Annotated in this window: 32 protein-coding genes and 2 pseudogenes; 20 read left to right on the forward strand and 14 right to left on the reverse strand. The window is 64.2% G+C overall.

Translation table 11 applies throughout. The features are described 5' to 3' along the window. The first annotated feature begins 77 nt into the window (after positions 1-77). Both LKE06_RS20915 and LKE06_RS20920 read left to right on the forward strand, forming a co-directional pair. Positions 78-671 (forward strand): TetR/AcrR family transcriptional regulator, encoded by a 594-nt coding sequence (locus LKE06_RS20915; RefSeq protein WP_228001022.1) that lies wholly within the window; start codon positions 78-80, stop codon positions 669-671. Positions 672-883: 212 nt separating this feature from the next. Beyond that, the gene (locus LKE06_RS20920) at positions 884-1,711 is read left to right on the forward strand and encodes a class I SAM-dependent methyltransferase (protein ID WP_228001283.1); all 828 of its coding nucleotides are present in this window, start codon (positions 884-886) and stop codon (positions 1,709-1,711) included. Positions 1,712-1,972: 261 nt separating this feature from the next. Here LKE06_RS20920 and LKE06_RS33280 read toward each other — a convergent pair whose 3' ends face one another. The 4 genes and pseudogenes from LKE06_RS33280 to LKE06_RS20940 all read right to left on the reverse strand — a co-directional run bounded on the left by LKE06_RS33280 (position 1,973) and on the right by LKE06_RS20940 (position 4,714). Next, entirely contained in the window at positions 1,973-2,446 is a 474-nt protein-coding gene (locus tag LKE06_RS33280; protein WP_372477401.1) for a GNAT family N-acetyltransferase, read from the reverse strand. Positions 2,447-2,903: 457 nt separating this feature from the next. Next, positions 2,904-3,548, reverse strand: a pseudogene (locus LKE06_RS20930) (IS630 family transposase); the annotation flags it as partial. 154 nt (positions 3,549-3,702) lie between these two features. Further along, positions 3,703-4,140 (reverse strand): VOC family protein, encoded by a 438-nt coding sequence (locus LKE06_RS20935; protein WP_228001024.1) that lies wholly within the window; start codon positions 4,138-4,140, stop codon positions 3,703-3,705. Between the two features lies 1 nt (position 4,141). Continuing rightward, positions 4,142-4,714, reverse strand: coding sequence for a DinB family protein (locus LKE06_RS20940; RefSeq protein WP_228001025.1), 573 nt, complete (start codon positions 4,712-4,714; stop codon positions 4,142-4,144). A gap of 61 nt (positions 4,715-4,775) precedes the next feature. Between LKE06_RS20940 and LKE06_RS20945 the strand changes: the two genes are divergently transcribed. Next, positions 4,776-5,735, forward strand: a complete 960-nt coding sequence (locus LKE06_RS20945; protein ID WP_228001026.1) for a helix-turn-helix transcriptional regulator — start codon at positions 4,776-4,778, stop codon at positions 5,733-5,735. Between the two features lie 126 nt (positions 5,736-5,861). Here the strand turns inward: LKE06_RS20945 and LKE06_RS20950 are convergent, their stop codons facing one another. Then, on the reverse strand, positions 5,862-6,656 hold the full coding sequence (locus LKE06_RS20950) for a M50 family metallopeptidase (RefSeq protein WP_228001027.1): 795 nt from the start codon (positions 6,654-6,656) through the stop codon (positions 5,862-5,864). A 151-nt stretch (positions 6,657-6,807) separates the two neighbouring features. Further along, positions 6,808-7,890, reverse strand: a complete 1,083-nt coding sequence (locus LKE06_RS20955) for a Gfo/Idh/MocA family protein (RefSeq protein ID WP_228001028.1) — start codon at positions 7,888-7,890, stop codon at positions 6,808-6,810. A 167-nt stretch (positions 7,891-8,057) separates the two neighbouring features. Here LKE06_RS20955 and LKE06_RS20960 point away from each other — a divergent pair, with 167 nt between their 5' ends. Then, positions 8,058-8,552: a ribonuclease H family protein gene (locus LKE06_RS20960; protein ID WP_228001029.1), complete on the forward strand. Its 495-nt coding sequence runs from the start codon at positions 8,058-8,060 to the stop codon at positions 8,550-8,552. A 230-nt stretch (positions 8,553-8,782) separates the two neighbouring features. Here LKE06_RS20960 and LKE06_RS20965 read toward each other — a convergent pair whose 3' ends face one another. Then, the gene (locus LKE06_RS20965; protein ID WP_228001030.1) at positions 8,783-9,325 is read right to left on the reverse strand and encodes a PadR family transcriptional regulator; all 543 of its coding nucleotides are present in this window, start codon (positions 9,323-9,325) and stop codon (positions 8,783-8,785) included. A gap of 46 nt (positions 9,326-9,371) precedes the next feature. Between LKE06_RS20965 and LKE06_RS20970 the strand changes: the two genes are divergently transcribed. Then, the gene (locus LKE06_RS20970) at positions 9,372-9,938 is read left to right on the forward strand and encodes a peptide deformylase (RefSeq protein WP_228001031.1); all 567 of its coding nucleotides are present in this window, start codon (positions 9,372-9,374) and stop codon (positions 9,936-9,938) included. Positions 9,939-10,095: 157 nt separating this feature from the next. Beyond that, a complete protein-coding gene (locus LKE06_RS32660) occupies positions 10,096-10,230 on the forward strand; it encodes a hypothetical protein (RefSeq protein WP_255649616.1) in 135 nt (44 codons plus the stop codon). 103 nt (positions 10,231-10,333) lie between these two features. Here the strand turns inward: LKE06_RS32660 and LKE06_RS20975 are convergent. Both LKE06_RS20975 and LKE06_RS20980 read right to left on the reverse strand, forming a co-directional pair. Continuing rightward, positions 10,334-10,592 (reverse strand): annotated as a pseudogene (locus LKE06_RS20975) (IS3-like element IS987 family transposase); the annotation flags it as partial. Between the two features lie 118 nt (positions 10,593-10,710). After that, positions 10,711-11,775: an IS110 family RNA-guided transposase gene (locus LKE06_RS20980; protein WP_228001032.1), complete on the reverse strand. Its 1,065-nt coding sequence runs from the start codon at positions 11,773-11,775 to the stop codon at positions 10,711-10,713. Positions 11,776-12,346: 571 nt separating this feature from the next. Here LKE06_RS20980 and LKE06_RS20985 point away from each other — a divergent pair. Continuing rightward, positions 12,347-12,796 (forward strand): hypothetical protein, encoded by a 450-nt coding sequence (locus LKE06_RS20985; protein ID WP_228001033.1) that lies wholly within the window; start codon positions 12,347-12,349, stop codon positions 12,794-12,796. Between the two features lie 532 nt (positions 12,797-13,328). Here LKE06_RS20985 and LKE06_RS20990 read toward each other — a convergent pair. The 3 genes from LKE06_RS20990 to LKE06_RS21000 form a co-directional block, all read right to left on the reverse strand. Further along, positions 13,329-14,270 (reverse strand): SLAC1 family transporter, encoded by a 942-nt coding sequence (locus tag LKE06_RS20990; protein ID WP_228001034.1) that lies wholly within the window; start codon positions 14,268-14,270, stop codon positions 13,329-13,331. Positions 14,271-14,859: 589 nt separating this feature from the next. Continuing rightward, on the reverse strand, positions 14,860-15,066 hold the full coding sequence (locus LKE06_RS20995) for a DUF397 domain-containing protein (RefSeq protein WP_228001035.1): 207 nt from the start codon (positions 15,064-15,066) through the stop codon (positions 14,860-14,862). Next, positions 15,063-15,947 carry a helix-turn-helix domain-containing protein gene (locus LKE06_RS21000; RefSeq protein WP_228001036.1) on the reverse strand — a complete coding sequence of 295 codons (885 nt, stop codon included), beginning with the start codon at positions 15,945-15,947 and terminating at the stop codon, positions 15,063-15,065. The genes LKE06_RS20995 and LKE06_RS21000 overlap by 4 nt, the downstream gene beginning before the upstream one ends. Positions 15,948-16,419: 472 nt before the next feature. On the opposite strand from LKE06_RS21000, the gene LKE06_RS21005 reads away from it, so the two are divergent. From LKE06_RS21005 to LKE06_RS21035, 7 genes are read left to right on the forward strand one after another with little or no spacing between them, the layout of a single operon-like run. Then, the gene (locus LKE06_RS21005) at positions 16,420-16,899 is read left to right on the forward strand and encodes a DNA-directed RNA polymerase subunit beta (RefSeq protein ID WP_228001037.1); all 480 of its coding nucleotides are present in this window, start codon (positions 16,420-16,422) and stop codon (positions 16,897-16,899) included. Next, on the forward strand, positions 16,896-17,138 hold the full coding sequence (locus tag LKE06_RS21010; RefSeq protein WP_228001038.1) for a hypothetical protein: 243 nt from the start codon (positions 16,896-16,898) through the stop codon (positions 17,136-17,138). Before LKE06_RS21005 ends, LKE06_RS21010 begins: the two co-directional genes overlap by 4 nt. Then, positions 17,135-17,470, forward strand: coding sequence for a hypothetical protein (locus LKE06_RS21015; protein WP_228001039.1), 336 nt, complete (start codon positions 17,135-17,137; stop codon positions 17,468-17,470). The genes LKE06_RS21010 and LKE06_RS21015 overlap by 4 nt, the downstream gene beginning before the upstream one ends. Next, positions 17,463-17,681, forward strand: coding sequence for a hypothetical protein (locus LKE06_RS21020; RefSeq protein ID WP_228001040.1), 219 nt, complete (start codon positions 17,463-17,465; stop codon positions 17,679-17,681). The genes LKE06_RS21015 and LKE06_RS21020 overlap by 8 nt, the downstream gene beginning before the upstream one ends. A gap of 53 nt (positions 17,682-17,734) precedes the next feature. Next, positions 17,735-18,217, forward strand: a complete 483-nt coding sequence (locus LKE06_RS21025) for a hypothetical protein (RefSeq protein WP_228001041.1) — start codon at positions 17,735-17,737, stop codon at positions 18,215-18,217. 26 nt (positions 18,218-18,243) lie between these two features. Next, entirely contained in the window at positions 18,244-18,825 is a 582-nt protein-coding gene (locus tag LKE06_RS21030) for a hypothetical protein (protein ID WP_228001042.1), read from the forward strand. Next, on the forward strand, positions 18,783-19,457 hold the full coding sequence (locus LKE06_RS21035; RefSeq protein ID WP_228001043.1) for a hypothetical protein: 675 nt from the start codon (positions 18,783-18,785) through the stop codon (positions 19,455-19,457). Before LKE06_RS21030 ends, LKE06_RS21035 begins: the two co-directional genes overlap by 43 nt. Positions 19,458-19,515: 58 nt before the next feature. On the opposite strand, the gene LKE06_RS21040 is transcribed toward LKE06_RS21035, so the two are convergent. Beyond that, positions 19,516-20,286 (reverse strand): siderophore-interacting protein, encoded by a 771-nt coding sequence (locus LKE06_RS21040; protein WP_228001044.1) that lies wholly within the window; start codon positions 20,284-20,286, stop codon positions 19,516-19,518. Positions 20,287-20,480: 194 nt separating this feature from the next. On the opposite strand from LKE06_RS21040, the gene LKE06_RS21045 reads away from it, so the two are divergent. The 6 genes from LKE06_RS21045 to LKE06_RS21070 all read left to right on the forward strand — a co-directional run bounded on the left by LKE06_RS21045 (position 20,481) and on the right by LKE06_RS21070 (position 25,362). Beyond that, positions 20,481-21,875 carry an amino acid permease gene (locus LKE06_RS21045; RefSeq protein WP_228001284.1) on the forward strand — a complete coding sequence of 465 codons (1,395 nt, stop codon included), beginning with the start codon at positions 20,481-20,483 and terminating at the stop codon, positions 21,873-21,875. A 54-nt stretch (positions 21,876-21,929) separates the two neighbouring features. Beyond that, a complete protein-coding gene (locus LKE06_RS21050) occupies positions 21,930-22,943 on the forward strand; it encodes an FAD-dependent oxidoreductase (protein ID WP_228001045.1) in 1,014 nt (337 codons plus the stop codon). Positions 22,944-23,110: 167 nt separating this feature from the next. Beyond that, entirely contained in the window at positions 23,111-23,872 is a 762-nt protein-coding gene (locus tag LKE06_RS21055; RefSeq protein ID WP_228001046.1) for a class I SAM-dependent methyltransferase, read from the forward strand. Between the two features lie 55 nt (positions 23,873-23,927). Further along, positions 23,928-24,257: an ArsR/SmtB family transcription factor gene (locus LKE06_RS21060; protein WP_228001047.1), complete on the forward strand. Its 330-nt coding sequence runs from the start codon at positions 23,928-23,930 to the stop codon at positions 24,255-24,257. Next, positions 24,257-24,973, forward strand: coding sequence for a cation efflux transmembrane domain-containing protein (locus LKE06_RS21065; protein WP_228001048.1), 717 nt, complete (start codon positions 24,257-24,259; stop codon positions 24,971-24,973). The genes LKE06_RS21060 and LKE06_RS21065 overlap by 1 nt, the downstream gene beginning before the upstream one ends. Before the next feature lie 38 nt (positions 24,974-25,011). Further along, positions 25,012-25,362, forward strand: a complete 351-nt coding sequence (locus LKE06_RS21070; RefSeq protein WP_228001051.1) for a DUF3703 domain-containing protein — start codon at positions 25,012-25,014, stop codon at positions 25,360-25,362. A 188-nt stretch (positions 25,363-25,550) separates the two neighbouring features. On the opposite strand, the gene LKE06_RS21075 is transcribed toward LKE06_RS21070, so the two are convergent. Beyond that, positions 25,551-26,966, reverse strand: coding sequence for an MDR family MFS transporter (locus tag LKE06_RS21075; RefSeq protein ID WP_228001053.1), 1,416 nt, complete (start codon positions 26,964-26,966; stop codon positions 25,551-25,553). Positions 26,967-26,999: the final 33 nt, after the last annotated feature.

A 26,999-nucleotide genomic window follows, 5' to 3' on the forward strand; every position in this document is an offset into this window, starting at 1 on the left:
TTCTGGAAACTTTTTCGATGCAACTGCATCGAAACCCTAGCATCGTTTCGATGCAGTTGCATCGGTATGATGTCGGAGTGCCGAGAAAGGTGGATCACGATAGTCGTCGCCGGCTGGTCGCCGAAGCGGTGTGCCGACTGGTCGGCCGGGAGGGTATCGAGGCCGCGACGCTGCGTGAGGTGGCGGCCGAAGCCGGAGTCTCGATGGGTGCGGTGCAGCGGTGCTTCCAGACTCGGCAGCAGATGCTGATCTTCGCGCAAGAGCACGTGAACCAGCGGATTGCCGAACGCGCGAAGGCTCGGATCGCGGCATCACTTGACCCGGAGTCTGTCGTCACCATGGTCGAGGAAATCTTGACCGCGCTGCTCGTGTGTGACGAGGATCTGGTCGAGGCACGAGTTTGGATCGCTTTCACCGCGCAGGCGGCCGTCGATCCCACCGTCGCCGCCGCCCAGCGCGAGCATTACCGCGGACTCACCGAAGGGCTGAGATCGTTGGTGACGCTGGGACAGCAGAACGGACAGATCGCCGCGAGTGTCGACGCCGACCGCATCGCTGACGAACTCATCGCCATCACTGATGGACTGATGATCCAGGTGCTGATGGGACGCCACACTCTCGAATCGGCGCGCACCGCTCTGCACGCCGCAACGACGGCACTGCGGACCTGATATCAATCATCGGATTGCTATTCGCGTCACGACCGGCTCCTCGCAACATGCACCGAATTGACCGACTTGGCCAGGCTCGTAACCGAATTCGCGTCCATCATGACCGAACGCCGGGGCAGCGAATGAACTTGTTCGATGACTCGGCCGCCGAGATTACAAAAAACGCTGAACGAGTGTTTAATATGTTGATCATGTGTTCAACGGATGGCGGTCTGCCCGCTGGCGAGAAGATCCATGTCGACATGAGCGGGGCGCCTCAGACGATGCTTGCGACGTTGTATGCCAAGGCGCTCGACGCCGGCGCCGAGAATTCGATGTTGCGCGACATCTGGGCCAGGGATGCGGTCAGCCGTATCGACTACGACTGGCACCGCACCAGTATCACGGCCCGCAACCAATCCGGCGTGACCAGCCGCACGGTGCACTTCGACCTCTGGGCGCGGGAATTCCTCGCCCGGCATCAGCGAGCTACGGTGCTGCACCTCGGTTGCGGGCTGGACAGCCGCGTATTCCGGCTGGACCCCGGGCCAGGGGTCGAGTGGTACGACGTCGACTACCCGGAGGTGATCGATCTTCACGAGAAGCTGTATCCCTCCCGCGAGCACTACCACCGTGTACCGGCCTCTGTGACGAGTTCGGATTGGCTGCAGAACATCGCCGGGGACCAACCGGTGCTGTTGATCGCCGAGGGCCTCACCATGTACCTGACCGAAGCCGAGGGCATCGGCCTCTTCCGCGCGGTGGTTGAGCACTTCCCTTGCGGCGAACTTCAATTCGACGTGTTCAACTCCCTGGGGATCCGGTCCCAGAAGATCAACACCATCGTCCGGCGTTCCGGTTCAACACTGCACTGGGCGATCAACGGCCCCGACGACATAGTCTCCAAGGTTTCCGGTCTACGTCGGCTCGACGCGATCTCGGTGTTCGATTCCGAGTCGTTCCGCCGCGGCGTTTCCGGCGGCTACCGATTGACCGGAAAACTGATGTCGCTGGCTCCCGCGGTGCGGATGATGGCTCAATACCACCGCTATGCATTCTGAATCCACCGGTGCCGGCCTCCCCGGCTCGTGCCCCGCGACTTTGCCCGAGTGTGTACCGGTTGCTCCGCAGCCGGACGGGATCGGTTGTTTCCGCAGCGATGCAGGGAGGGCTCGGTTCACCGCGGCGACGCGAGTTCCTTGGACCCCGCGCTCGACGGACCCGGGTGCGGATAAGGAGGGTGGCGAAGAAACCACCCGACCAGTCCATCAAATGGGCCCATACAGGTGAGAATCGGCCTCCACCCGACCTCGATACACAGGCTAATCGGCTGTCACGGCCGGGGTGATGTGGATGAGATGGCCGAGCGGCGTCGCCTTGCACTTTTGCGCGACGCGATGGGAGGCGATGTTGTCCTCGTCGGCACTGTAGAACAGGATCAAGTCCCGGGCTGCGAGTTGATCCGCCCAGGCGTTCACGGCCGTTGCCGCGAGGCCACAGCCGCGGTGGGCTTCATTTGTTTCTACACCGACTTCAGCGGCGCGGTCGGTGAGGCGCGCGCAGTGGGCAAGGCTGACCGCACGATCACCGTCGGTGATTGCTGCCCAGGGGCCGTGGTTGCCGCTCATGAGTTTGCCCCATTGCCCGGCTGTCCATCCGTCCGGCGGTTCCAGTGGGACCGGCGCGGTCACGAGGCGGAGACCGGCGGGTAGTCCTCTCCGTGGGTTCGTGGCGTTCAGTCGCCAGCAGCGCGAGATCGCGACAGCGATCGTCTCTGCCGGGGCCGGTCGTGTCATTCCGGAAACTGTGACGGATCGTCCATCGACGCTGACTGCTGTAGCAGCAATAGTGTTACCGGCGAGACCGCCGTCGGTCCATCCCCATGTGGTCCGGGCTTCGAGCGCGAGCAGTTCAAGTGTGTCCACGGCCCGGACTGTAGTAAACGGCGACCGCCACAGCGATCGAATTATGCCGGCCCGCCGGACAGCAGCATTCCGTCGGCGGTGCGGGCGGCCGAACTGCCGGCCGGCACCGAGGACGACTACACCGCTCCGGAAGGGTTGTACGAAGAATTGGCCGGGGACGGGGAATGCGCCCGCGACGACATTGCGGAGAACCGCGCGGCCCGCCTCGCCGAATATGGCGAGACCGCGAAGGCAAACGCACCGCCTCACCCCTCGTCGGGTGACGCGGTGCGCTATGTGAACTGCCCTGACCCGAGTAACGCGAACAGGGCGTATACACGCCGAGGGTCTAGTGTCCTGCACCGGGAATTCGTTGAAGATATGAGGCGAGTCGTTCGAAGATCTGGTCGGCGGTCTTGGTCCAGGTGAACGGTTTCGGGTCGGTGTTCCAGTTCGCGATCCAGGTACGGATGTCTTTCTCCAACGCGTAAAGGGATCGGTGGGCGGTGCGGCGGAGTTTCTTGTCGGTGAGTAGCCCGAACCATCGTTCGACCTGGTTGAGCCACGAGGAGTAGGTGGGGGTGAAGTGCATGTGGAAGCGGGGTTGTGCGGCAAGCCATTTCACGATGGCGGGTGCTTTGTGGGTGCTGTAGTTGTCACAGATCAGATGTACATCGAGTTCGGCGGGGACCTGTGTGTCGAGTTTGGTCAGGAACTTCTTGAACTCGATCGCGCGGTGACGACGGTGGATCGAGCCGAAGACTTCGCCGGTGGCTACGTCGAGGGCGGCGAACAATGTGGTGATGCCGTGACGGATGTAGTCGTGGGTGCGTCGCTGCGGCATGCCCGGCATCATCGGTAGCACCGGTGCCGACCTGCCCAGTGCCTGGATCTGGGATTTCTCGTCCACGCACAGGACCAGCGCTTTCTCGGGCGGATCGAGATACAGTCCGACCACGTCGCGGACCTTGTCGATGAACTGTGGATCGTTACTGGCGGCGCTGGAGCCACTGTCGGTCGACGAGGCGGGGATCGTGCTCGATGCGACCGAAGATCCCGCGCGGTTGGTGCGGGAAGCGATTGCGGCACTGCGTGATTCGAACGCCGCATGGACTCCGATCGTGGGCGAGGATCCCCGCGTCCAGGTGTCAGTCGAGGCAGAACTCGTTGCCCTCGGGATCGGCCATCACGATGTGACCGGCGCCCAGCGGTGCAGCGGGCTCGTAGCGCTGGAGCCGGGTGCCGCCGTGGGAGACGAGCCGCTCGGCCTCCGCCTCCAACGCCGCCATCCGCGAGTCGCCCGCTAGCCCCGGGGCGGCTCGCACATCGAGGTGCACGCGGTTCTTGACCTGCTTGGGCTCGGGCACCCGCTGGAAGAACAGCCGTGGTCCGGTGCCTTCGGGGTCGATCACCGCCGAGGCGTCATTGCGGCTCTCGGGCGGCACGCCCATCGCTTCGAGGGCCTGCTCCCACGACTCGAAACCCTGGGGTGGGTCCTGTAGTTGGTAACCGAGCGCCTCGGCCCAGAACGCCGCCAAGCCGGCGGGGTCGGCGCAATCGAAGGTGATCTGTACTTCGCGGGCCATCTCAGCTCGCCTCCTTATGGGTGTGCGCGTGGAGGTCGCGGAGCAGGCAGACCTCGGCCAGATGGTGGATCAGCTCGCGGTTGATATGTAACACCAGCGCTGCCAGCGGGCGCTCGGCGTACGGCCCCTCCGCCGCCCCGCACGGTCGGGCGAGGCCGGTTTCGCCGAGGGATTCGACCCCGGCCAGCCAGATGGCGTACTCCGCGTCGAGCTGGGCCAGTGCCGCCGTCGCCGTCGGGGCGTACTCGAATGACTGGTAGTCGGTGGACGCGCGACCGAAATGCGCGGCATTGCGCATCGCGAGCACGCCGACGATCACGTGCCCGAGTCGCCAGGCGATCGTCGTGAACGGTGGCGGGTCGGGCATCGGCATCGCGAAATCTATGGTCATCGCGCCAGACCCCGCCTGCACGGGTGCGACGCTGGTGCCGCGTGGATGCACATTCCAGCAGCTGGGCGTCGGCTCCCAGAAATACTCGTCGTCGGTGAGCCCGTCGAGGCGATCGCGTAGCTGGTTGGTCCAGTGCCAATTGAACTGCTCTCGAAGCAGGGGACTCCAGGTCTGGTCGGTCATGGTTCCAGGCTCTCGCATATAGCGGACAGGATCGTTCCGTGATCTGTGAAATGATGATCGGGTGACCGTCGAGGGGACAACCGAGCGGGTGTTGCGTTTGCTCGCGCTGTTGCAGCGCAGGCCGTCCTGGACCGCCACCGAGCTCGCCGTAGAGTTGGGCGTCACCGATCGCTCGGTGCGCCGTGACGTGGAGCGGCTGCGCACTATCGGCTACCCCGTGCACGCGACGGCGGGCGTCGGCGGCGGCTACCAGCTCGGCGCGGGCGCCCGGCTGCCGCCGCTACTCCTCGACGACGAGGAGGCGATCGCGACAGCGGTGTCCCTGCGGCTGGCGTCGGGCGGCACGGTCGTTGGGGCGGGCGAGGCGGCACTACGCGCGCTCGCGAAACTCGATCAGGTGATGCCGCCCCGGCTGCGCGCCGAGGTGCGTGCAGTGCACGGAGCTACAGCGACCCTCGTCGGCCCCGGGATCGAGATCGACGCGGAGCTGCTGGTGACGCTCGCACGAGCCTGTCGCGATGCCGTGCGGGTGCGGTTCCGGTATGCCGGCCGCGTCGGCGAGGAGCGCGAGCGCACGGTCGAGCCGGTGCGGATGGTCACCACCGGCCGCCGCTGGTACCTGATGGCTCTGGACGTCGACCGCGACGACTGGCGCACCTTCCGGCTGGACCGGATGCGCGAGGTGGTGGCGACGACCTGGCGCTTCCGAGCCAGGGAACATCCGGACCCGGTCGCCTACGTGCAGCGATCCGTGACCGAGGCGCCGTACCGGTATCTGGCCCGGGTGCGGGTGCACGCCCCGCCCGACCGGGTACGGGAGCTGGTGCCGCCGCAGGTGGGGCGCGTCGAGGACGATCGCGACGGGTGGTGCGTGCTCATCGTCGGCGGGGAGGACCTGGACTGGCTCGCCGTGCACGTGGCCCGGCTCGGCTTCGAGGCGGAGGTGCTGGAACCTCCGGAGTTGCGAGAGGCCGCCGCGCTGCTCGCCCGCCGTGTCGCGGCGATGGCAGGGACCGGCTGACGGCCCGATCAGTTCTGGTCGACACCGGTCCGGTTGTCCCGCGTCCCGCGTCCCGCTTTTTCGCGTCGAGGTCAACCCTGACGCGGTCGCGGGTGACGCCGTCCAGAATGTCGTGCCCGGAAATATCTAGGTGCCGGGTGTAGGGCAGTTCGCGGTGGACACATTCGTGATGCACACCCCGGTTGCTTCTGTCAGCAGCAGCGCGCCCCCGGCTACCAGGGCGGCCACCGCGATCGCGCCGAACACCAGCACCCACAGCAGGCCGGGTAGGTGGGTGAGGCGGGCGAGTTGATCGGCGTCGGAATCGGCGCCTGCGGAGTTGCGGACCTGGCGTGCTCGGCCGCGCTGCAATTCGATGACGGGTCTGGCTCCGGCCAGCAGCAGGAACCAGGCGCCGAGATAGGCGAAACCCGCTTGGAGCGTGTCGGTTCCGAACCACGACACCGCGAATACCAAAGCGCCGAGCCCGAAGACAGTGATCAGGCCATAGATATTGCGCACCTTGATCAACACCGCGGCGAGCAAGGCGATCGCGGTCCACAGCATCAGCGTGATCCGATCCGCGCCGAGCAGCGCGGCGAAACCGAGGCCGAGCAGCGGTGGGGCCGGATATCCCGCCATCGCGGTGAGAATCATGCCAAGCCCGTAGGGCTTACCGCTGGACACCGTCAAACCCGAGGTATCCGAATGCAGCGTGATGCTGTTGAGCCTGCGCCCGGTCAGCAGGGCGAACAGCGCGTGCCCACCCTCGTGCGCGATGGTCACGACATTGCGAGTCAACCGCCAAACGGGTCCGTAACCCACCAGCACCAGCGCGACCAACGCGGTCGCGACCACCAGCCACCACGGCGGCGGCTCCTGGGTCGTTGTCAGCCGATCCGCAATGGAGGCACCGCGTTCGACGAATTTCGCTGTATCCACCGCCGCACCCTATCCGTCCGGCGACGGCCGCGCCCATCGCTTGTTCCCCGGTATGGCCCGGGTCAGTTCACGCTGTGACGGGTGTTCCAGTCGCTGCGGATTCGTGTGCTGTGTCGAGGGTTCGGAGTGTTGCTAGCCGCGTCTCGTGGGTCTACCCGGCATCCAGGGCGGGCTCAGCGCAGCCTGTGACGGTTGCGTGAGTCGTCGCGGATTCGCGTGCCGCATCGAGGATTCGAAGTGTCGCCATCGCGTCTCGCGGGTCCACCGGCACTGGGGCACCGTCGAGCAGTGCGGCGGCCATCGCGGTGTAGAACGCGGGGTAGTCGCCTGCGACGGTCGGGTACGTAGTCGCGCCGGGATCGGTGCCGAGCGAGCCATACTGATCGGGTTCGACTGTGCCCCAAGCGGTTTCGCCATCGTCGGGGCGGCGTCCCGCGCGCAGCGCCGCCTCCTGCGGGTCCAAACCGTACGTTATATAACCGGCTTCGGAGCCGAGTACTCGGAACCGGGGTCCGAGCAGTGGTGCTATGGCACTCATCCACAAGTGGGAACGGACACCCGACTCATGGGTCAGCGCCACGAACGCGTCATCATCGGTTTGTACCCCGTCGCGCCGACGATCCAATTCGCAATACACCGAGCGCGCCGGCCCGAACAGGGTGAGTGCCTGGTCGACGAGGTGGCTCCCCAGATCGAACAGCAGCCCCGCCCCGTCCGCTGCGGTGCCGACCTCTCGCCAGCCGCCCTTCGGCACCGGCCGCCACCGCTCGAACCGCGATTCGAACCGCCGCACCGCCCCGAGGCTGCCCTCGGCCATCAGTTTTCGCACGGTCAGGAAATCGCCGTCCCAGCGTCGATTCTGAAAAACCGACAACACCGCTCCGTTGCGCTCCGCACGCGCGAGGAGGTCCTCGGCCTCGGCCACAGTGACCGCGAACGGCTTATCGACAACCACCGCCACCCCCGCGTCGAGCGCCCGCCGAGTCAACGGCGCATGCGTCCGATTGGGTGTCGCGACCACGACGAGATCGAGCCCGCCGCCACCCGCGAACAACTCCTCGACATCGGCCACCACCCGCACGCCAGGATGCTCCCGCCGTGCCTGCGCAGCACGCTCCGGCGACCTGGTAACCACCGCCGCCACCCGCATCCGAGGCTCGGCCGCAATCAACGGCGCATGAAACACCGACCCCGCCAACCCATACCCGACAATCGCGACCTCGAGGCTGCTCATCCTTGCCAAACTACCGGCGTCGCCTGCACCACCCCGGATTTTCGGCGTCGGCCGCTGGTGATTGCGAGTAATCACCACCTCCACGTCCACTAGAGCCGCAGCGGACGCCGCCGATGTGCGAGCCTGTGCGCTCGCACGGCTCTTCGACCTACGCGTATCGTGGCGGCATGACGAAGGGTGGGGAACGAATCGTCGAAATATTCACCGACGGTGCGTGTTTGGGCAATCCAGGCCCCGGCGGTTGGGGAGCGATTCTCCGGTATGGGGATCACGAGAAGGAGCTCTACGGCAGCGACCCATCGACGACCAACAATCGGATGGAGTTGATGGCGGCAATCCGCGCATTGGAATCGCTGAAGCGGCCTTCCACCGTCCAGCTGTCATCCGACAGCAAGTATGTCGTGCTGGGTGCCAAGAACTCCCTCGCCAAGTGGCGGGCCAATGGTTGGCTGACCAGCAACAAAACCGCGGTGAAGAACATCGACCTTTGGGAGCGGCTGGACTGCGGCAGTCGTCTCGCCAGGGCAAGAATGTCCACGAGATCGTTCCAGTCGCTTGGCATGCGGTCGGACCCGCAGAACTCCAGCCGTGCGAAGGATGCTGTACGCCTCAGTGGATTAGGAGGCATCGGCGATGAACTGCGTACCTGCCTGAAGATCTGATCGCTGCGCTGTTCGGGGTCGAGAAAGATCATCCAGTCCTGGAACGGCCGGGTCAACATCGTGTTGCGTTCGGTCTCGCGGACCTCCGCTGAACGTCGGCGGATCCGGCCGCGCAGTGTACTTCTGGTAAAGGTGGTCATAGTGGCCGAGCAACCACACGCAGTCGTTGTCATTCGGGATGTCCGCGTCCGCTAGTTGTTGTGGGTCATGAGGTTGTTGACGATGAGGAGTCAGCGCGTTTCGAGTTTGTCGATGTTGGCGAGAACGTTCCTGTGCCAGTCGATCTCGGTTCGGATGCGCATCTTGGCGTGAGTGACGATCAGGTCGTCGGCGAGATTCTGGTCGGGCCACCGCCGATCGAGCTGGTGATCGAATTGTTGCTCGCGTGCCACGAGGACTGCGATGCGGTCCTCGATGTAGCCGCGCAGGAGTTCGCGGTCGAGGTCCGCGCTCACGGCGAGCGCGAGGTCGACCGGGTCTGGTTTGAGCTCGAACTCGGTGAATGCCTCGTCGCGCAGCGCGCGAAGCTCTCGGGAGCCTTCAGTGGTGATCTCGTAGACGGTCCTGGCCGGCATGGACCCGTCCTGCTCTGTGCGTATCGCACGGATCAGACCCTCGTCTTCTAGTCGGTGTAGCGCACCGTAGAGCGATCCCGGTTTTACCTGGGACCACAGTTCCGCTCGATCCAGGCGCGCGTCGCGTCGAATTTGGTGACCGTGCATGGGTCCGCGCTTGGAGAGGGCGCCGAGGACAAACAGCCGAGTGGGATTCATGCGTTCATTTTTACCCGAGTACTCATATTTGAGTACTCTCCTTTGTGTGGCTATTCGACCGATCCTCATCGCCGGCGACCCGAGACTGACAACGCCGGCCACGCCAGTAACCGTGTTCGACGACGAACTCTGCTCCTTCATCGACGACCTCTACGAGACCAACACCTCAGCTCACGGAGCAGGGCTCGCTGCCAACCAGGTCGGCGATTCGCGGGCGATCTTCGTGTTCGACCTGATCGACGACGGGCGTCGGCACCGCGGTCATGTCATCAACCCGACGCTCGAGACATCTCCACTGCCAGAGACGATGCCCCATCCTGACGATCTCGAGGGGTGTCTGTCGGTTCCCGGTGAGCGCTATCCCACGGGCCGGGCTGACTGGGCGCGGGTGACCGGCATCGACAGCTCAGGCGAGCCCATCTCGTTCGAAGGCGTCGGCTATCTCGCCCGCTGCCTGCAACACGAAACCGATCACCTCGCCGGGCACCTCTACCTCGATCGCTTGATCGGCCGCAACCATCGCGCCGCGGGCAAGATGATTAAAAGGCGTGGATGGTCTTCGCCGGGCAACACGTGGTTGCCCGGCGAGGACCGCGACCCATTCGGCTGGTGAACGGTGTTCCACGCGAATGCCCCGGTCTATAGAGGGCCGTAGAAGACTTGTCGAGCGATGCCGCTTCCTCCCTATCCCGCACGTTGCGGTCCGCCCCTCAACCCCGCAAAGTCAACCCCACCGCCACCGATGCCCGACGGCCTGGCGGAAGTCGAAGGTGACGCTTCGTGCCGAGTATCAGTCCGTCGGCGGTCGACTGGTCGACGTCAACGAACTGCCGCGGCGGGTGTGGATCGACGAATGGAACAAGCGTGGCATGCGGCCGTGGGATGGCTGGAAACCGTTGGGCTAGAGTACGTTTCTCGGACTCGGAGGGGCCGGTACGGCGAGAAGAAACCCGGCAATTCGGCTCGGTATATCGGAGTCATCACCGCCTCGATGACAACCATGATCGACCGGTTGAAGCATTCGCAATAGGTCGATGGGGTGATCTGCACGCCGAGCTCCGTGAGCACGGCGCGGATCGACTCGACATTCCATCGCAGACCACCGCCCCGCGGCGGCCCTGATATTCGCTGATGTATTTGACGGTTAGTGCTGTGGCCGGTCCAGTTCGGCCGCAAAGAAGATCGACGCCGATTTCAGAATTGCGTTGGCGCGCTAGAGTTCCGCGTTCGCTCGCCGCAGTCGCTTCAACTCGGCGGACTCGTCCGTCGGCATGCATCCGCACGGCCCGCTCACCAGCTCGGCCGGGTACTACTTCCTCGACGACACGACTCCATCCTGCACAGAAGATGAAGTCCCCGGACTCTCCGGGATGCTTCTATATTTGTCAAGCCGTACTGGGTGTTTGGTGCGCCGAGGTGAGGATCCGGAAGAATTGCCTGGAGATGTAGCGTTTCAGGCTGCGTATGATTTCCTTGGTCGTGCGGCCTTGGGTTCGGCGTCGCGCGACGTAGGCGCGGGTGGCGGGATCGATGCGCATCCGCACGATGACGACGGTGGTCAGTGCGCGGTTCAGTCGGCGGTCGCCTCCGCGGTTAAGCCTGTGTCGCACCGTATTTCCCGATGATGCTGGAACGGGGCAGGTTCCGGCGAGCGCGGCGAAAGCGGCCTCGGACCGTACTCGTCCGGGATGTGACCATGCGATCAGAACGGAGGCGGCGACAACAGGCCCGACTCCGGATGTCGCGGTCAGTTCCGGTGCGGCGGCTTCGACCAGCGTGTCGAGAGCTTTGCGGTTGCCGCGCAGCTCGAAGTCCAGTGCCCGGATCCTTGTTGCCTGTCGCACCGCCTCGGTCCGACAGGTTCGGGCAGTGACATCATCGGATGCGCGCGTGCGCCATCCAGCGATTGTTTCAATCTGTTTGGCTGTCAATGCTTTCCGTGCATCGATCCCGAGATCGACCGTGCGGACCAGTGCGGTCAGTGAGTTGACGGTACGGGTGCGTTCGCAGCTCATTTGCTCGCGGGCGATCACGAGAACACGCATCGCGACCCGGGGCCCGTCCGCACGCGGTCGGCGCAGCCGATCGACCTCGACCCCCAGTACCGATCTGGCGATGCGCATGGCGTCGAGCTCGTCGGTTTTGCCGGTCCCGCGCCGATCGACGGCCGCCATCGCAGAGGGTTCCACCACCGACATTCCCGCAGTGTGCAGGCGCTCGGCCAGGCCGGCGCCGTAGGAGCCGATGCCCTCGATGACCACCAGGGTGGCTCGTTCACTGGCCCGACGGGTGATCCATGCCGCGGCCCGATCCAACCCGGCCGCGCTGGCAGGGAAGCTCGCCGCATCGACTGCGGCGCCGGTCGCCGCGGTGACGACCGACAATGCGTGATTGGCGGCGTGGGTGTCGACGCCGATGACGAGTTCGTACTGTTCTGAGACGATAGGCACTGCGGCGGTTGTCCTTCCGATGGGCGACGTCGTTGGTCGGCGTCGGCCCGGAAGGAGAACTTCGAGGCAGGCCTGTAATGGGCCACGATCCCGCGCCAACGGGGTCGGGCAGGCTTCTGATCAAGCCACCGAAGCAGACCGGGCCGGCGTCGCCGCCACAACCAGTGGACAGATCCCGGGAAGTGCACTCCAAGAGGCAAAGCGATTCACGAGTCACACCGGATGTCGCAACGACACCGATCCTGTCAGCCAGCCCCGGGCCGGCCACCCCAAACACTTACAGAGGATTCACTGGGAAGGGGTACCTCTTCCCAGTCATCCACAGTTTTTGATCATCGCTCGTCAGGTTGAATGGAACACGGAGTGATTTTATCTTGTACTAGATCGCTGTGGAGTACTCCGAATCAATCCAATTTTTGGTTGCTAATGGTCAAGGACCCCGGAACCGGGAAGCCGCCTCGCCTTCACTCCGAACCACACGTTAGGCGGCATCCGGCACCAACTGTCGAGTGGCGCTATCGTACCGGTTCCGGGTGTGCCCCAAGCCATTTGCCGCGACCAGGGGGTCACGATGTCCGCGCCATCCGTATCCGAAGACGTTATGCATCGCTTGCACTACTACCGCACCGTGGGTGGGCTTCCCGCTCATGTCGATGAGCGGGGGCGGATCGCTGTCCGTATCGGCGGGAATGTGCGAGCGTTCGTCATGGTCGAGTACTGGGGTTATCGGGTGCGGGATGAGTTGGGGGAGTTGTGTTTACATGGTCCGATGATCTGGCATCCGGTGCGCAGGTTGACCATGCTGACCAGGGCGTATCCCGACGAGGATCGGACTCGGGCATTTGAAGAGATTGTGCGGCAGACGGATTCGGTTCTTGTCGAGCCGGGTCACTCGATCGTGTTGCCGACGCCGGGTGATTCGGGCCGAGGGTGGATAACGCCGGTGCGTGATATGTTTCGTCCGTCGATGGTGACAGCGCTTGCCGCACTGACGGAGTGCGTGTCCCGAGGCTGTCGATAATGGCCGCGACACCTGTCCGAACCACGGTGGTGGGTGGTATGTCGGCGAACTGGTACGCGGATGACGATGGTGTGATCCATGTTTTGAGCTTTCGCCGCGAGTCTGAGGGCAGCACAACTAGATTCGCTGTCGCATTGCCGCTGGGGGAGTGTTTCGACCGCGTGCCGCGCGCCTTGTGGGACCAAATTCGCTATGAATTCGAATCCAGGCGTTCCGCCGGCCGGGAATGAGCGTCACCCAGGCGGCCGGCCCGGATATGCGCCTGCATGCCAACCTGCCGGCACGATCATCGACTACGCCGCAACCGCCGGGAGCGGCAGCGCAGCTCCTCGCCGACGATCTGATGCGCCACGACCTCGATGACCTATCCGTGGTTCCCGGATCTCTGTGCCGGTCTACGCCGACTGCTGTGTGAGCGCTTATGCCTCGGGCGTTGATGTTGTCGATCCCAGACGACTATTCGCCAGCGTGCTCCGCGTTGTTCTGTGGTTATGGTTGCGGGATGATGCCGGGATAGCCTCGTCGAGCTCGATCAGCCGGCCGGATCGGCTTCGAATGTTGTCTGGTTGGTGAGCAATACGGCCAAGGTGAATGCCCAGGCGCCGACAGCCACCAGCAGTAGCAAGTTGCCCAGCGTGGTCAGGCCGGGTATGTCGGTGGCCGAGCTGACGGACAGGGTCGCGACCGCGGTCATGCCGAGTGGGAACACTGTGGCCCAACGCCGGATGTCGTAGCCGGGCCGCGGCCGGATGACCTCCGCGACCATGAGGATCACGTATACGAGCAGGTTGAGCCCGAGCGCGGCCAGCGCGGCCACCCGGAGCGTGTCGTGGGTGGGGCCACTCCACTGGTTGTCGGCAACAAGCTCCGCGGCAGCGAGCGCGGACATGGCCAGCGCACCGGTGGCAACCCATTGATCGCCCGGGCCGGTCCACACCTGTTGCAGTTCGAATCGGAGGAACGCCGCAACATAGAGCACCAGACCGAGACCGAAGAACACCAGCGCGACGATCGTGAGCCAGTCGCCCATGCCCGCCCGCGCGACAGTGCCGGCCAGCACCGCGACACCCTGGGTCGCGACACAGATCAGAAACGCACCACCCGGTAGTCGACTTCTCCAGTGGCGCAGTACGGCAAATAGCAAGCCGGGCCACGTGAGCACTGCCGCCACCAGCATCGCCCCGGCCAGGGTATGCCAGCCGAGCAGCGCCATTCGAGTGCCGAGCACCGTCGTCGCGGCCAGCGCGGACAGCGCGGCAGGAACAGCGGTTTCGGATTCCCGCCAGGGGCGTTTCCATAACGGCCGCAGGACGAAGTCGGCCGCGAGCCGGATCCAGACCGCTGTCGCGAGCCCGAGTGCGATCCACGACGCCACTTCGAAACCGGTGAGATGCAGACCCACCGATACGATCGCGGTGGCCATGACGAACGAGCCCGCCGCCGGCGGGAGCTGCTGCCACCATCGTTGCGCCACCTGAATATCTCATCTCGAGACCGCATCCGGGTCAAGCAACTAGACAGCAATCGTTTTTTGGCAAGGTGGCTGCGTGCATTATTCGATCTGCGCAGCTTGTGGACCGGAGTTGCTGCTGGTCCGCGTCGCCGGGAGGTCGGAACCGGTTTCTGGCATACTTTCCGCGATTTCGTCCGCTAGACCTGATTGGTCCGTCTATTACGCCCGTATGTTCGATGCCCATCGAGAAATGATCAAGAACTACTTGATTAGTGAGCGATGCACCGCCGGTCGGCGTCGAGCTGTGGATAGACCTACCGTTCAGCCCTGTTTTGATCGGGTGTCCGTGCCGCCTGGGCATCGCTCACTGATAGGTAGGTCTTGACGGTATCTCCGAATCGCTCTTCGGCAGCAGTTATCTCCCGGACTAAACCAGAAGGAACCATAGCTGTGGATGCGCCGCCCAACCGTGTATGACTGGAAAACCTAGCCCTGCACCGTGATCCGAACCGCCCTGGAAACTTGCTCGCTCACATCCGGATGCGGAATTGATGGTGAAACGGCGAAACCCCCAGTGCGCTGGGGGTTTCGGTGTTGGTTGCTTGTGTACCTACGGTTGGTCGAACTCGCCGCCATTGACACCAGTGGTGAAGGCATCCCACTCGCCGGGCGTGAAGACCAGCGCCGGGCCGGTCGGGTTCTTGGAGTCACGGACCCCGACGTGCCCGCCATCGAGGAATGCGACCTCAACGCATTCCTTGCCCCCAGAGCTGCGGCTGCTCTTGAACCAGTGCGCCCCGGAGAGATCAACGGTCACGGGAGGTACTCCTTTGCTTTCATCCGGAGCTTGGTCCGGCTGCTAACGGCGTCCAACGCTGCGTGCTGGATCGTCGCGGACGCTCTACGGTAGCCCACGACATCCCGCTCACGTTCAAGGTACATGTCGCCTGTGTAGTTCTCGATGTAGATCACGGTCGGCTCGGTAACGCCTTCGCTGTCAGGTACGAAGTCCAAGATCACAAATGGGCCAATCGGAACGCCGATCGGAACTCCAGCGGTGTACGGCAGGATGCGGATGCCCACATTGTCCTTGGTGCTGATGTCCGCAAGGTGGCGGAGCTGCCCTGCCATGGTTGCCGGACTGCCGACGACGGTGTGGAGTACCGACTCGTGGAGGACCACATCAACTTTCGTCGGGTTCGTCTTGCGCGTGATGATCGCCTGTCGTTGCATCCGTAGTTGAACTCGGCCTTCCTGTTCCTCCTCAGAGTCGTGGGGGAAGTAAATCCGATCGAGCGCGCGGGCGTAGGCAGCGGTCTGTAGCAAACCTGGCACTAGGTCAGGCCGGTAGATCGTCATCCCGTGCGCCGTCCACTCCAAGTCGACGTACATCACGAAGCCCTCGGGGATGAGATCGCCGAAGGCGTGCCACCAACTCTTCACGTCAGCCTGCTGGGCAAGCCCGACCATGACCGCCGTCCGCTCTGCACTGAACCCGAGAATGTCGCATAACTGCTGGACATCGGCTTTCCGGATCTTGCCTTCCTCACCTCGCTCGATCCGACCGAGCTTGCTGATACTCCACTCCATCGGCTTCGCGACTTCCGCGAGAGTCAACCCCTCTGCGGTGCGCTGCTGACGCAGATACCGGCCAAGCTGGCGGCGCGGGAGCGCCTTTCGCAGAGCATCCTCAGCCATCTCGTTGGCTCCTATGTGTGTTCATCCTGGCAATGTGGTGTGGCCGTTATGGCAATCCGGCCTGGCCAATCTGGCAAGTGCTCTGGGGATTCAGGGCAGTTCTGCCAAATGTCCAAACTGGCAATGCCATTCTGCCTGTCCATTGATGTGATGAACAAGCACCCGGAGAGACAGCCCTCCTACTTCCCGCATCGAGGTTGGGTTTCTCAGAGCCGGGCGCACCCAATCCGCAGTCGATGCCCCGGAGGTCGGCCAATGCTGAACAACGCGCTTCCACAACGAGTTCCGCCGATGGGGCCGACCGGCCCAGTCTGCTGTGATATGTCGGTCGAGGTGCTCGCCGAATACCTCGACGCTATGTACGAGTGGATGACCCAAATGCGCCCCGGTGGCGGGGTGGAGTGTCCCCCGCCACCGGGTGCCATCACACCTTCCGGGGTGTCGATACCTGTTGCGGACCGGGGCGTGAGTGATGCGTGAGCTGACGTCGGATCCACTCGGTGATACACCTACCAGTCGATGCCGGTTCTACCGGCACATCTGTGGTTTGGCAGCCGGGATCGAACCCGAACTCGGCCGAATCACGGTGCGAGCCGACACCGTATCCGCAATCACCATGCCCGCCATCCTCGGTCAAGCGGTCAAGGTTCACATGCAGACCCGGCAGTGTACGGTCGGCCCGATCATCTCCCACCCGCGCTCACAACGATGGACGTTCCTGGTCCGGCCCGACCTGCCCGACGACGTTCCGTTGTTCTCGGAGTTGTTCCGGCTCAACGTGACTGTCTCCCGATTCGGTGCGCAGATCGCGTTACCCTCGCCCGCCGATAGACACGCCGGGCTGCGGGTCTGGATCGAACCACCCCGCGACATGTTCCGGCCGCCGGGAGCGGTTGTCGTGGAAGCGATTCGCGCGTGTGTCGGTGTTCGCCCTCCGGGAGCGAACCGGTGAGCGGTTTCGAACTCCGGGTGACGGTGCGAGGCGGCGCGTCCGCCACCTGGTTCGTGCGTGACGGCGTCATCCATGTCACCAGCGTGCGGCGACCGGACGGCACCGAAACCGAACTACCCGACACCCCCTCGTTGGGCGAGTCTTTCGATGCCATGCCGCGCGCCCTGTGGGACCAAATCAGCTACGAATTCGAATCGTCACGACGACCCGCCCCCGGCTGGCACGGATGGCCGCAATGAAAAACAACATGCCCAGCAAGGCAATTGGTGTTCTCTCACTCGACGTGACCGGCCCGCACCTGTTGCGGGATGAACGGGTCATCACCGAGTTGGCACAGCGCCGCGGCTACACCCTCACAGGGCTGGTCACCATCAGTGACGACACGTTCATGCCGACCGCGCTCATTGTCTCGACAGCACGAGGCAAGGGAGCGGTAGCGGTCATCGCGCCCAGCATGGCCCACGTCAATAACCGCGTACGGGCTATCGCTCTCGCGTGTGACCTGATCACACCGACCAAGTTCGTGGCCTGCACCAGCACCGACCGATCACCGAGGCCGAGTTATGAGTGAACAGGCTTCCCCGCTACCGGGCGACCCGGACGTGCACCTGAGCGTGTTTCTGCACGGTGCACGATTCGACTTCACGGCTTGCCTTACCGCCGCGTTGATCTTCACGCACGAGCACCAGAAACGACAGTACGCCGATGCCGTCGCAGTCGACCTCGGCGATACGAGGGGCTATCCACGCCTCCCCTGCGAACGGCTCTACCTTCGCCCATGAGATGAGAGACTGACACCGATATAGGCAGCGACGAGAAAACCGGAGGCATCGGCGTGGGGAATGACGAACAGATCGGTTTCGATATCGAATTCGATGATAAGACACAGGCATTTCTTGATTGGGTTGCGCCCGAGCGCATGGAGTCAGCGATACGCGCGTTCCTCGCTGCAACGCTTCCGAGGATGGCCGACTACGCCGATATATGGTGGAAGCCGCCGTTGTCGACTCGCATCATGGAAGCGGCTAAAGAGAAGTTCGGCGACCCTGACGCATTCTTTGCACCGGAAAACCGCGACTCGGTAGACCAATTCATCCGCTTCCTTGGCGAATGTTATGTCCGGCGCGGCGGTATGAAGTGGACGAACCGCCCCGAGTGGGGTCTGCCGTTGTACGCCGATTTCGGACCAGCGGTACAGGGCTACGATACCCGCAGCTTGGTTGCGATAGCGGAAGATCTGTCCGACAGCGACGGTCCTCGATTGATCGAATACAGCATCACAGAGGCCGCGCGGTGGACGCGTAGATCTGTCACATAATGCTCTAGCTCTCTTCGCCTACGGGGGTGGGCGCAGCCGTGCCCGATGAATACGACAATTTCCGGCGAAATCTGACCAACTACGAAAAGGGCCTGTACTTCGAACTCGGCAGAGCGCACGAGCGAGGAGAAACCCCCGAAAACGGGTGGGTACAGCAGTTCAGGTTAGAAACCAAGCGCGGTGCGCGCATATTGGATTCGGCACGGTCTGTGGGCCGAGGGATCGAAGCAAAGGAGCGCAAATCGGGTCGGCTCAATGAGGCGGACGTACGTGTCCAATTGCGTAAAGAGCGCGCCGGATTTGATGCCGGTAAGCTGGTGCGAAGCGATTGGGAAACGGTGGCCGGTGAAAAGATCTCCGAACAATCCCGTCAAGACTTGCGGGACATGTCCCGAGATTTCAAGGACAAGTTTCAGCACGTGGTCGTGTCCCGCGAGGATGCACTTCGCGCTATGAAGTTAGGTAAGTCCCTGGCCTCTCAGCAATTGGAGCTGGTACGGGCGTATGAGCTGGTTCGTGCCGACCGGGCTCGTAAGCGGCTGGAGAAGATCGGGAAATCGTGCGGGTGCGGGAAGCCAAGGGGAAAGAGTCTCGGCAACGAGAGATAGCGAAAGTACGGGATCAGCAGGTACGTGACAAGGAATTAGCGCGGAGTGTCGATCCGAGAGAGTTGAACGAAAAACGCGAGCATATCCGCGCCGATGTGGCGGAGCAGGCGCGGAAGATCGCGGAAGCTCGTCAAAAAGGTGAAGCGCTAGAAATTGAGAAGATTCGGGAATCCCACACCCGACTGATCAAAGACCTATCCGATATTCGCGAGATAGAACGTGCGAAGGCTCGGGAAATGCTTCGTAGCGCCGGACTCGGTCGCGAACCTGCCCAGGAGATGGAAAGACACCTCGAGCAGAACCGCGAAGAGCACCGCAAAGACGTTACCCGCGAGCTGGGGGAAATCGGCTCCACGATCGCATGGGAAGACAAGCGGCGCTACGAGCGCGAAACGATCGAGAAACAACGCGAGCAGATCCGCGAACTCCGTGAGCGCGCAGTACGGAAAGGTATCCCACTAGAAGTCATGCACGTGTTGGAAGTCGGCCGGATAGAGCCTGGAGAGCAACCTGGAACACGCGAACCCGACCGCGGCCATAACGACCACCGAGCGCGAGATGCCGCTAGGGAACGCGACCGAGTAGCCGAGCGTGAACGCCTACGTGGACTTGGGCGCGAACCACAGTCGTAGTGAATCGGCCGGGTTTGCACCTCGGCCGGTCACAGTACGTCTTCGGGGCCCGGATCAGTCAGCGGGATGCCTGGATGGGTTCGGCCGACTCCTTGGTGGCGAGGTCGGCTTTCCAGGTGCGGAAGCCCTCTTCGGTGCGGCCGCGGCGCCAGTAGCCCGAGATCGAGGCGGCCCACTCGGCGGGGACATTGCGTTCGCGACGGATGTAGCGGCGCAGATTGTGCATGACGGACTCGGCTTCGCCGTGGATGAAGACCTGGACCTGTCCCTCGTCCCACGGGGCATTGCGGACCGACTCGGCCAGTAGTTCGCCCGTCGGCCGGGTACCACGGTGCAACCAGATCAGTTCCACCCCTGCGGGTGTGGTGAGGGGAAGCTCGTCGGCGGGGCCTTCGACCTCGACGAACGCGCGGCCGCGAGCGTCGGAATTCATGGCCTCCAGCGCGGTGGCGATCGCGGGCAGCGCCGCCTCATCACCGCCCAGCAGATGCCAATCCGCGTCCGCGCGTGGCGAATACGCGCCGCCGGGGCCGAAGGCGTCGATGGTCTCGCCCGGCCTGGCGGCGGCGGCCCACGGTCCCGCGATGCCCTCGTCGCCGTGATAGACGAAGTCCACGGCGAGCTCGCCTGCGGCGGGGTCGATGGAGCGGACGGTGTAGGTGCGCAGTACGTCGATACCCTCGCGCGGGAAGATCAACTTGATGTAGGAGTCGCTGAACTCGCTGGGCTGGAATGCCGAGAAGCCGGGTCCGCCGAGGTGAACCCGGATCAGATGAGGTGTCAGTCGCTCGGTGCGCTGCACGGTGAAGGTGGAGCGGGGGCGTGCCAAGGTGACCTCCGACTGTTGAAATTAGGGTTGCCTAACTGATGGTACGCCATCGCGGTGGGTGGCTGTCCGGCCTGCGTTGTGATGTGTCTGTTCCTGGCAGGTCGCTCGGGGCGCACCATGGGATAAGATGCCGGGTGATTTTGGTGGCGGTAACGTGGCCCCCCATGACCGACAGCCAGATACGAGCCGACGCGATGTCCGCCGATTCAGCCGGGGCGAGCGAAGAAGGCTACTCACGGGGACTCAACCCGCGCACTATCCAGATGATCGCCATCGGCGGCGCGATCGGCACCGGGCTGTTCTACGGTGCGGGCGGCGCGATCGAGCAAGCCGGTCCCGCCCTGATCCTGGCCTACCTCGCCGCCGGCCTGGCCATCTTCGTCATTATGCGAGCGCTGGGTGAGCTGCTCACGTATCGGCCGGTCTCGGGCAGCTTCGCCGAATATGCGCACGAATTCCTCGGTCGCTTCGCCGGGTTCGTCACCGGGTGGACCTATTGGGCCGTGTGGGTGGCCACCTGCATGGCCGAGATCACGGTGGCGGGCAAATACGTTCAATACTGGTTTGATATCGAACCGTGGATCACGGCACTGGTGGTGCTGGCGATGATGTTCGCGGCGAACCTGATCTCGGTGCGGCTGTTCGGCGAAGGCGAGTTCTGGTTCTCCACCATCAAGGTCACCGCGATTATCGGCATGATCCTGCTCGGTCTCGGTGTGCTGATCTTCGGCTTCGGGCATGCGGCCAACCCGACCGTCACCAATCTGTGGGCCGACGGTGGGGTGTTCCCGAACGGTTTCGGTCAGTCGCTGCTGGTGTTGCAGATCGTGCTGTTCGCCTATGTCGGCGTGGAACTGGTCGGCGTCACCGCGGGGGAGGCGCGGGAGCCGCGTAAGACGCTGCGCAAAGCGATCAATACGCTGCCGTTCCGTATCGGGCTGTTCTATGTCGGTGCGCTGCTGGTGATCATGTCGGTGTCGAGCTGGCGCAATTTTCACGCCGGGCGCAGCCCGTTCGTGGAGGTGTTCGAACAGATCGGTATCCCCGGTGCGGCCGGCATCATCAACTTCGTGCTGCTGACCGCCGCGCTGTCGTCGTGCAACTCCGGTATCTATTCGACCGGCCGCATGCTGCGTACCCTGTCGCTGCACCGGGAAGCACCGGCCGCGCTCGGTAAGCTCAACTCGCGTTCGGTGCCCTATGCCGGAATTGTCGCCTCGGCTGCCGCGATGGTGATCGGCGTGATCGTCAACATCATCTCCCCGGATAAGGCCTTCGCCTACATCACTTCGGTGAGCACCATCGGCATCATCTTCGTGTGGGGCATGATCCTGGTCTGCCACCTGCTGTACCGCGCCAAGGTGGCGCGCGGCGAGCTCCCCGTTAGTGACTACCGGCTCCCCGGCGCACCCGTCACCACCATCGCGGCCCTCGGCTTCCTGGGCCTGGTTGTGGTGTTGCTCTTCTTTACCGAAAGTGGTCGCACGGCGGTGGTTGTCGGTGCAGTCTGGGCCGTGCTGGTCTGCGTCGGCTATTTCGTGCTCGATAGGATCGGAAACAAGAGCGGCGCAACCGAATCCGTGCATTAACGTGCGAACCTGGTAAGCCGATCCACGTACACGGCGAACCATTGGGGAGTGCGCATGGTCACGATTATCGGCGGCGGAATTGCCGGGACGGTACTTGCCGGGGCCCTTGCGCGGGACGGCATTTCGGCCACCGTCTACGAACGAAGGGACGCCGTCGGGGCGGGCGCGTTTCTCGTCCTCGACGGCCCGGCCCATGAGACGCTCGGCGAGCTCGGTGTCGACACGTCAGCACTGCGGGCGATCTCGCACCCGGTGAACGGTCTTGCGGTACACGAGGTTTCCTGCGCGAGCCGAGTCGTGCCGGGTGCGGGCCGCCGCCTGTACTTTCGCCCGCAGCTGATGCGGGTGCTGACCGACTTCGCCGCCGCCGCCAACGCCGATATCCGCTATGGCTGTGCGGTCGGCGCTTTCGATGGTGACACCGTTCGGGTGGGTGCGGAAGCGGTACCCGTGGCGGGCCCGCTGATCGCCGCGGACGGCATCGATTCGATGGTCCGCGCCTGTCTGGAACCCGATCGGCCCGCGGTCTACGCCGACCAGGTCGTGGTGTACGGAGTGACCGACAATGCGGTGCCGCTACCGAGCGAGCAGTCACTGCTGCATTTCCAGATCCACCGCGTCGGCGATGGGCCGCGCACCGATGCGTTCGGGCATCTGTGGAACGACCGGATCGCGGCGTGGTTCGCGCGCATCACCCGGCCCGCGATTTCCGGGCAGGACGTCGGCTTTCACCCCACCGCCACCTGGGCTGACGCTGTCCGGGCCGTTGCGCCGGACATCCCCGACGTGGTCGAGTCAATGCTCGCCGACACCGACCGCGTTCATGTGTCGAACGCCCGCGATGTCCCACTGACCGCCGCGCTCCCACCCCGCGACGACGTGGTCCTGTGTGGCGACGCCGATCACGCCATCAGCCCCGCCGCCGGAGTCGGCGCCCGTGAGGCAATCGAAGACGCCCGAGCCCTCCACCGGGCTATCACCACAGACACCTCGATAGCTGCCGCCATGGCCACCCGCCGCGCCGACATAGTCCGAGAACGAACTCAGGCCCGCCGCCCACGCAACTGATGTCGTTCGGCGAATGGCACCTGGCTGCGGCCGATCCCGAGTAAACCTCACGCTGGTGTCGCTCGGCTGATCGTTCGTGATCGGCGTGCGATTGCCGGTGCGGTTGGCGACACCCCTTGCCGAAAAATGGGGTGAACGTGGTGGTCCGAAGTGTAATGATCCAAGGCATGTTGCGAACTTTCGATGAGCTGGTGGCCGAGGCCGAAGCCGTCCCGGTGGACGGCTGGGACTTTTCCTGGCTGGATGGTCGGGCCACCGAGCAGCGCCCATCCTGGGGATATCAACGTCTCATGGGCGAGCGGCTGGCGAATGCGACTGCCGCACTGGACATTCAGACCGGCGGCGGCGAAGTACTCGCTGCCGCGCCGACACTGCCCACCACCATGGTCGCCACCGAATCCTGGCCGCCGAACGTCGCCAAGGCCACCCAGCTGTTGCACCCACTCGGCGTGGTTGTCGTCGCGGACAGCGACGAACCGCCACTGCCCTTCGCCGACGCGTCGTTCGATCTGGTCACCAGCCGCCACCCGGTCCAGGCCTGGTGGGATGAGATCGCACGCGTACTGCGCCCCGGCGGGCTCTACCTCTCCCAACAGGTCGGCCCGGCCAGCGTCTTCGAACTCGTGGAGTACTTCCTCGGCCCGCAACCGGAGCAGGTCCGCCGTCGACGCCACCCTGACGACGCTCGCCGCGACGCGGAAGCCGCTGGTCTCGAGATCGTCGATCTACGCTACGAGCACCTGCGTACCGAATTCTTCGATATCGGCGCTGTCATCTACTTTCTGCGCAAGGTCATCTGGATGGTCCCCGGCTTCACCGTCGCCGAATACCGCGATCGCCTGCATGAGCTGCACGAGCAGATCCAGCAGGACGGTCCATTCGTCGCGCAGACGACCCGCTTTCTCCTCGAGGTGCGTAAACCGAGCTGACAGTGACAACAGTTCAGAATTTTATGAATACATAAAAATCTGTATCGTTTGGGTTGTGGAGACTTTGTTGCACCGTGACGCGCTGGCCCGCTTCGGTCACGCGCTATCGGATCCGACCCGCACCCAGATCCTGTTGAGCCTGCGCACCGGCCCGGCCTATCCGTCGGAATTGGCCGAGCAGATCGGGGTGTCGCGGCAGATCCTGTCCAATCATCTGGCCTGCTTGCGTGGTTGTGGTCTGGTCGTCGCGGTTCCCGAGGGGCGGCGCAGCCGTTACGAGCTCGCGGACCGCCGCATCGGTCACGCGCTCGACGATCTGCTCGGCTTGGTGCTGGCGGTCGACCCGGCCTGCTGCCCGGCAACCGACGACAAAGAGTGCTGCTGATGTCGGCCCCTCTCGGGATGCCCGCGCTGGCGTCGGCCGTTGCGCTGTCGGGGCCGTCGACACAACGGAAAGCGCTGCTGGCGCGTCGGATCCGTTGGTTCGTCGCCGCGACAATCTCCTACAACGTGATCGAGGCGATCATCGCCCTCACCGAGGGCTCCCGTGTCTCGTCGACCGCGCTGATCGGATTCGGCCTGGACTCGGTGATCGAGGTGTCCTCTGCCGCGGCGGTCGCTTGGCAGTTCGCTGGCCACGACCCGGAGAAGCGGGAGAAGGTGGCGCTGCGGATCATTGCGTTCTCTTTCTTCGCCCTCGCCGCCTACGTCACTGTTGACTCCATTCGTGGTCTGCTGGGCATCGGGGAAGCTCAGCACTCGCCGATCGGCATCACGCTGGCCGTGGTCAGCCTGGCGGTCATGCCAGTGTTGTCGTGGGCGCAGCGCCGCGCTGGACGCGAACTCGGCTCCGCCTCGGCGGTCGCCGACTCCAAGCAAACTCTGCTCTGCACCTACTTGTCGGCAGTCCTGCTCGTCGGCTTGTTGCTCAACAGCCTGTTCGGGTGGTCGTGGGCAGACCCGCTCGCCGCCCTCGTCATCGCCGGGATCGCGATCAAGGAAGGCATCAGCGCCTGGCGCGGCGACACCTGCTGCCCCGCACCAGGAGCAGTCCTCGTCGGTACCGGCGAGACCGGACACGACTGCGATTGCTGCGACTGACCCGGCACAACGTTGCCCGAAACCTGAAAGGACCTGCGATGGCAAGGATCCCGGATGTGGCGCGCACCCGCTACCACGAAGAAATGCGCGCCGCGAAAACCACGCTTGACCCCGCGCAACGATGGGCACACCTCGAACGCGCGCACATCCTGTCCCAGCCCGACCCCTGGCTGCACACCGGTAACCACCTCGCCATGTTCACACTCGCCGTCCGTCAGCGCGATCGTCGCGAGGCCCTCGGGCAAATCGTGCGGATCATCGTCGCCGCACCCGGATCGCTGGCCGGCCGCTTTCCTGAAGGCAACACCGGCCGCGCTCGAGTCGGACTGCGCCAGCCCATGCCGACACCGCCGGACCTGGACGCGTTACTGCACCCGCGGGCGGCATAGCCACCGAATTACCCCGCTCCGGAATTTCCGAAATCTAGATCCGACCAAGCACCCAGACCGGCAAGCCTGCCAAAATTTCGGATACCAGGCGAACGGACACTCGCCATGCCGCAACTGCCATGCCTGTCCCGGTCATTCCGTACACCAGCTGGGTCTGCGGCCACCATTCTCGGCGGCGATCGAGCGGATTACCGGTCCGAGGTCGGGCCGCGTCCGGGCATCGCCGCGGATGCGATAACCATGACCCCTGCCATCGCCGTGACGGTGATGAACACCAAGTGGACCGCCGAGGACAGTGCTACGGGGGCGGGGTGATCGGTGTTGCCGATGCGCGAGTTGACCAGGGCGCCGAACAGTGCCACCCCGACCGCGCTGCCGATGGAGCGGGCGAACATGTTCGTCGAGGTGACGACGCCGCGCTCGGTCCATTCGGCGGCGGTCTGGGCGGCGATGAGAGTGGGGGTGGCGACCAGGCCCATGCCGATGCCGATCACGAAACAGGACGCCGCGACCTGGATCAGCGTGGAATTCTCATCGATCAACAGCGTGGATACCGCGCCGAGCGTGGCGATCGTACTGCCGATGAGCGCGGTGCGGCGGAAACCGATGCGCAGATACACCCGTCCGGCATTGGACGCGGCCACCGGCCAGCCGAGGGTGAGTGCGCCGGCGGTCAGTCCCGCGACGAGTGCGCCGGTGCCGAGCACGCCCTGGGTGAAAGTCGGTACGTAGGAGGATATTCCGAGCAGAATGGCGCCGACCAGCAGTGACGCCAGGCTGCTCGCGACAATCACCCGCCGGGTGAATACCCATAGCGGCAGGATCGGGTTCTCGGCTCGCCATTCGACAACGACGAACACGACCAGCACCACTGCGCCACCAGCGAAGATGGCGATGCTGATGGGCGAGGACCAGGCCCACGCCTGCCCGCCCTCGAGTAGCGCGAGGATCAGCGCGCCCGCGCCGAGCGCCAGCAGTCCGGCGCCGAGATAGTCGACGCGCTGGGTGCGGCGCGGCGCGCTCTCGGTGAAGTGGCGCAACAGCATCCACGCGGCCAGCGCCGAGAGCGGCAGGTTGATCAGGAAGATCCAGCGCCAGTCGACGTATTCGGAGAACACTCCGCCCACGACCGGGCCGAGCACACTGGACATGGCCCACACACTGGCAAGATAACCCTGCACTTTCGCGCGCTCGGACAATGTGTATAGGTCGGCGGCGATGGTCATGGTCATCGGTTGGATCGCGCCCGCGCCGATACCTTGCACCGCGCGGAAGATAATCAGCCCGAGCATGCTCGTGGCCAGTCCGCACAGTAGCGAGCCGAGCGCGAAGATCGCTATCCCGAACATGATCACCGGCTTGCGCCCGACCGTGTCGGCGATCTTGCCGTAGACCGGGACTGTCACCGCCTGTGTCAGTAGATAAATCGAGAACAGCCAGGGGAACTGCGAGAAACCGCCGAGGTTGTCGGTGATGGTCAGCACCGCGGTGGCGATGATCGTCGAATCCAGCGCCACCAGCGCGGTCGCCAGCATCAACGCGCCGAGGATCGGACCCCGTTCGGATCGGAATCCGACAGATGAGTCGACGGCCTCGGTCGTCACCAGCGGCCCCTCTCGTTCATTCGACCAACTATC

The organism is Nocardia australiensis (assembly GCF_020733705.1).
In the GTDB taxonomy this organism is placed as follows: domain Bacteria; phylum Actinomycetota; class Actinomycetes; order Mycobacteriales; family Mycobacteriaceae; genus Nocardia; species Nocardia australiensis.

Excerpts from the sequence above, each read along its gene's own strand:
- LKE06_RS20965 (WP_228001030.1), bottom strand. The coding sequence starts at position 9,325 with ATGAATCCCACTCGGCTGTTTGTCCTCGGCGCCCTCTCCAAGCGCGGA.
- LKE06_RS33280 (WP_372477401.1), bottom strand. The coding sequence starts at position 2,446 with ATGACACGACCGGCCCCGGCAGAGACGATCGCTGTCGCGATCTCGCGC.
- LKE06_RS20955 (WP_228001028.1), bottom strand. The coding sequence starts at position 7,890 with ATGAGCAGCCTCGAGGTCGCGATTGTCGGGTATGGGTTGGCGGGGTCG.
- LKE06_RS20935 (WP_228001024.1), bottom strand. The coding sequence starts at position 4,140 with ATGGCCCGCGAAGTACAGATCACCTTCGATTGCGCCGACCCCGCCGGC.
- LKE06_RS21000 (WP_228001036.1), bottom strand. The coding sequence starts at position 15,947 with ATGGCTGAGGATGCTCTGCGAAAGGCGCTCCCGCGCCGCCAGCTTGGC.
- LKE06_RS21020 (WP_228001040.1), top strand. The coding sequence starts at position 17,463 with ATGAGTGAACAGGCTTCCCCGCTACCGGGCGACCCGGACGTGCACCTG.
- LKE06_RS21015 (WP_228001039.1), top strand. The coding sequence starts at position 17,135 with ATGAAAAACAACATGCCCAGCAAGGCAATTGGTGTTCTCTCACTCGAC.
- LKE06_RS20985 (WP_228001033.1), top strand. The coding sequence starts at position 12,347 with ATGTCCGCGCCATCCGTATCCGAAGACGTTATGCATCGCTTGCACTAC.
- LKE06_RS20960 (WP_228001029.1), top strand. The coding sequence starts at position 8,058 with ATGACGAAGGGTGGGGAACGAATCGTCGAAATATTCACCGACGGTGCG.
- LKE06_RS21045 (WP_228001284.1), top strand. The coding sequence starts at position 20,481 with ATGTCCGCCGATTCAGCCGGGGCGAGCGAAGAAGGCTACTCACGGGGA.
- LKE06_RS20940 (WP_228001025.1), bottom strand. The coding sequence starts at position 4,714 with ATGACCGACCAGACCTGGAGTCCCCTGCTTCGAGAGCAGTTCAATTGG.
- LKE06_RS21065 (WP_228001048.1), top strand. The coding sequence starts at position 24,257 with ATGTCGGCCCCTCTCGGGATGCCCGCGCTGGCGTCGGCCGTTGCGCTG.
- LKE06_RS21070 (WP_228001051.1), top strand. The coding sequence starts at position 25,012 with ATGGCAAGGATCCCGGATGTGGCGCGCACCCGCTACCACGAAGAAATG.
- LKE06_RS21005 (WP_228001037.1), top strand. The coding sequence starts at position 16,420 with ATGCGTGAGCTGACGTCGGATCCACTCGGTGATACACCTACCAGTCGA.
- LKE06_RS21055 (WP_228001046.1), top strand. The coding sequence starts at position 23,111 with ATGTTGCGAACTTTCGATGAGCTGGTGGCCGAGGCCGAAGCCGTCCCG.
- LKE06_RS21050 (WP_228001045.1), top strand. The coding sequence starts at position 21,930 with ATGGTCACGATTATCGGCGGCGGAATTGCCGGGACGGTACTTGCCGGG.